General features: G+C 50.8%; 1 rRNA gene. It reads right to left on the reverse strand.

Features of this window, described 5'->3' with window-relative positions:
- Window positions 1–48: 48 nt before the first annotated feature.
- Window positions 49–2,977, reverse strand: a 23S ribosomal RNA gene (locus ACIQZG_RS24315).
- Window positions 2,978–3,066: the final 89 nt, after the last annotated feature.

Genomic DNA, 3,066 nt, shown 5'->3' on the forward strand with positions numbered 1-3,066 from the left:
TTATTCTTTCAAAACTGGATAAACGTTTCATTGATGTTCACAAACTTTTTGGTTAAGTCCTCGATCGATTAGTATTCGTCAGCTCCATGTGTCGCCACACTTCCACCTCGAACCTATCTACCTCATCGTCTTTGAGGGATCTTACTTACTTGCGTAATGGGAAATCTCATCTTGAGGGGGGCTTCATGCTTAGATGCTTTCAGCACTTATCCCGTCCACACATAGCTACCCAGCGATGCCTTTGGCAAGACAACTGGTACACCAGCGGTGTGTCCATCCCGGTCCTCTCGTACTAAGGACAGCTCCTCTCAAATTTCCTACGCCCACGACGGATAGGGACCGAACTGTCTCACGACGTTCTGAACCCAGCTCGCGTACCGCTTTAATGGGCGAACAGCCCAACCCTTGGGACCGACTACAGCCCCAGGATGCGATGAGCCGACATCGAGGTGCCAAACCTCCCCGTCGATGTGGACTCTTGGGGGAGATAAGCCTGTTATCCCCGGGGTAGCTTTTATCCGTTGAGCGATGGCCCTTCCATGCGGAACCACCGGATCACTAAGCCCGTCTTTCGACCCTGCTCGACTTGTAGGTCTCGCAGTCAAGCTCCCTTATGCCTTTACACTCTACGAATGATTTCCAACCATTCTGAGGGAACCTTTGGGCGCCTCCGTTACTCTTTAGGAGGCGACCGCCCCAGTCAAACTGTCCGCCTGACACTGTCTCCTGCCCCGCTAAGGGGCATGGGTTAGAATTTCAATACAACCAGGGTAGTATCCCACCGACGCCTCCTTCGAAGCTGGCGCTCCGAGATCTCTGGCTCCTACCTATCCTGTACAAGTTGTACCAAAATTCAATATCAGGCTACAGTAAAGCTCCACGGGGTCTTTCCGTCCTGTCGCGGGTAACCTGCATCTTCACAGGTACTATAATTTCACCGAGTCTCTCGTTGAGACAGTGCCCAGATCGTTACGCCTTTCGTGCGGGTCGGAACTTACCCGACAAGGAATTTCGCTACCTTAGGACCGTTATAGTTACGGCCGCCGTTTACTGGGGCTTCAATTCGCAGCTTCGCTTGCGCTAACCACTCCTCTTAACCTTCCAGCACCGGGCAGGCGTCAGCCCCTATACGTCACCTTACGGTTTTGCAGAGACCTGTGTTTTTGCTAAACAGTCGCCTGGGCCTATTCACTGCGGCTCTCTCACGCTTGCACGCTACCAGAGCACCCCTTCTCCCGAAGTTACGGGGTCATTTTGCCGAGTTCCTTAACGAGAGTTCTCTCGCACACCTTAGGATTCTCTCCTCGACTACCTGTGTCGGTTTGCGGTACGGGCACCTCTCACCTCGATAGAGGCTTTTCTTGGCAGTGTGAAATCAGGAACTTCGTCCATACGGACTCGTCATCACAGCTCAATGTTAAAGAATGCGGATTTGCCTACATTCACACCTTACTGCTTGAACACGCGCAACCAACGGCGTGCTTACCCTATCCTACTGCGTCCCCCCATTTCTCAAACGGTGAGGAGGTGGTACAGGAATATCAACCTGTTGTCCATCGCCTACGCCTATCGGCCTCGGCTTAGGTCCCGACTAACCCTGAGCGGACGAGCCTTCCTCAGGAAACCTTAGTCATACGGTGGACGGGATTCTCACCCGTCTTTCGCTACTCATACCGGCATTCTCACTTCTAAGCGCTCCACCAGTCCTTCCGGTCTGACTTCAACGCACTTAGAACGCTCTCCTACCACTCACATCGTAGATGTGAATCCACAGCTTCGGTGAATCGTTTAGCCCCGATACATTTTCGGCGCAGCGTCACTCGACCAGTGAGCTATTACGCACTCTTTAAATGATGGCTGCTTCTAAGCCAACATCCTGGTTGTCTGTGCAACGCCACATCCTTTTCCACTTAACGATTACTTTGGGACCTTAGCTGGTGGTCTGGGCTGTTTCCCTTTTGACTACGGATCTTATCACTCGCAGTCTGACTCCCGTGTATAAATATCTGGCATTCGGAGTTTGTCTGAATTCGGTAAACCGGGATGGCCCCCTAGTCCAAACAGTGCTCTACCTCCAGTATTCTCAATCACGAGGCTAGCCCTAAAGCTATTTCGGAGAGAACCAGCTATCTCCAGGTTCGATTGGAATTTCTCCGCTACCCACACCTCATCCCCGCACTTTTCAACGTGCGTGGGTTCGGGCCTCCAGTAAGTGTTACCTCACCTTCACCCTGGACATGGGTAGATCACCTGGTTTCGGGTCTACGACCACGTACTAATTCGCCCTATTCAGACTCGCTTTCGCTGCGGCTCCGTCTTCTCAACTTAACCTCGCACGTAATCGTAACTCGCCGGTTCATTCTACAAAAGGCACGCTATCACCCATTAACGGGCTCTAACTACTTGTAGGCACATGGTTTCAGGATCTATTTCACTCCCCTTCCGGGGTGCTTTTCACCTTTCCCTCACGGTACTGGTTCACTATCGGTCACTAGGTAGTATTTAGCCTTGGGAGATGGTCCTCCCAGATTCCGACGGAATTTCACGTGTTCCGCCGTACTCAGGATACACTCAAGAGGGAATGAACTTTCGACTACAGGGCTTTTACCTGCTCCGGCGGACCTTTCCAAGTCGCTTCATCTAACTCATTCTTTTGTAACTCCGTATAGAGTGTCCTACAACCCCAAGAGGCAAGCCTCTTGGTTTGGGCTCTTCCCGTTTCGCTCGCCGCTACTCAGGGAATCGATTTTTCTTTCTCTTCCTCCAGGTACTTAGATGTTTCAGTTCCCTGGGTCTGCCTCTAAGACGCTATGTATTCACGTCAAAGTACTGTTCTATTAAAAACAGTGGGTTCCCCCATTCGGAAATCTCCGGATCAAAGCTCACTTACAGCTCCCCGAAGCATATCGGTGTTAGTGCCGTCCTTCTTCGGCTCCTAGTGCCAAGGCATCCGCCATGCGCCCTTAATAACTTAACCTAGTTATTAAGCCTAAAAAACTTAATTAAAAAATAAATGTGTTTGTTACTATATCAATGTCGTTTTATCCAGTTTTCAAAGAACAATAA

Origin of the sequence: Lysinibacillus sp. NPDC096418 (genome assembly GCF_044762775.1) — a bacterium.
Taxonomy (GTDB): Bacteria; Bacillota; Bacilli; order Bacillales_A; family Planococcaceae; genus Lysinibacillus.